At 59.1% G+C, this 1,433-nt stretch carries 1 protein-coding gene; it reads left to right on the top strand.

The window, feature by feature from the left end:
* Positions 1-1,433, top strand: a 1,433-nt coding sequence (locus MAMT_RS11320; protein WP_512698670.1) for a TonB-dependent receptor, incomplete at both ends; no start/stop codon positions are given.

Below are 1,433 nucleotides of genomic sequence, written 5' to 3'. Positions count from 1 at the left end.
GAGGTCGGCGGGCCGATCGACCATCCGGCCGACGGCCAGTCCTCCAAGCTCGGTTACCGGTTCAGCTACTTGGGAATGAACAACGGCAGCTACTACGACTATATCTTCGATCAGCAGGAGAACTTCTACGGAGCGATCGGCTGGCATCCGAACGACCGCTACCATGCCGATCTCTACGCCGACTTCGGCACTTACTCCTACATGCTCGAGGATGTGCTGATGAATCGGCCGACCGAGTCGTTGATCCAGGATGGTCTCTACTATCCCGGTTACCCATCCCTCTCGCAGGTGAGTAGTCCCGGCACGGTTCCTGCGAACAACTTTCTCGGCACTCCCGTTCCGGTGAGCCGGCGGCAGACGATTAAATATCCCGGCGATCTCGGCCGGGCGATCACCGGCATGGCCCAACTCATCCAGTCGGTCGTGGTAAGCGACGACCTCCAGGTCGTCAACAATACGCTCTTCTGGTACCAGGATCACATCGCGAGCGAGGACGAGATCTTCTTTCAAGAGGCGTGGGATGCGTACGAGATCGACAACCGGACCGAGGTCCGGGGGAAGTTCACGACCCCGGGCCCCTTGGGGCGGATGGAGCACTTCCTCGACACGGGCATCGAATGGCGTTACCAGCAGGTGCTTGCCTACGACTCGATGGAGTTCACGGTCCCAAACCAGTGGAGCGTCTTCGAGAATCCCTACCTTCGCAACGGCGCCTTTACCCCCGCCTTTCAAGCCTGGGTCGGCAACCCTTCGGCTCCCGGAGGCGGGGAGTGGCTCGTGCCCGGCGGCCCCTACCCCTTCTACTTCGAGCCGCTCAACGGAGCGACCGGAACCAACTTGACTCGCTACTGGAAGGTCTCTCCCTTCTGGCAGCAGACGATTCAAGTTACAGACACCCTTTCGGTCATCCTGGGCGCGCGTCTCGACCTCTACATGATCTCCGCGCAGACCCCTCCGGGCACACCCGCCATCCTGTTCGAGCAGCTCGACACGACGCAAGCCCTGCCTCTGTTCAACGTCAGCCCGACGTGGAAGCCCTACCCATGGATGACGACCTACTTCAACTTCAACTGGGCTCAAGCAACCGACGTGGGAGGGGCAGGCGGCTACTCGCCGACCTTCACAAACCAATCGTTTCACCTCCTCAACGAGTTGGAAGAATTGGGAGTAAAATTCAACCTCGCCCGGAATCGTCTTTTCCTTTCGGCGGACGTCTTTCACGAAAATACCTATCTCTTCAACTACCTGGAGCCGGCAAACTCTGCTCAGATCAACGGATTTGAAACGACCGCAACCTTCCAGCCGAATCGAAATTTCTGGATCCGAGCAAATTATCTCTTCATGACCGGAGTCGAGAATTGGAGTTCGTCACCTTATGGCCCGCCCCTGACCCAGACCTACTCGACCGCGCAGGCCGACCGGCTCGGCCTGCC

This window comes from Methylacidimicrobium tartarophylax (genome assembly GCF_902143375.2).
Taxonomy (GTDB): Bacteria; Verrucomicrobiota; Verrucomicrobiia; order Methylacidiphilales; family Methylacidiphilaceae; genus Methylacidimicrobium; species Methylacidimicrobium tartarophylax.
The sequence above is the reverse complement of the archived record's forward strand: the minus strand, read 5'-3'. Positions and strand labels throughout refer to the sequence as shown.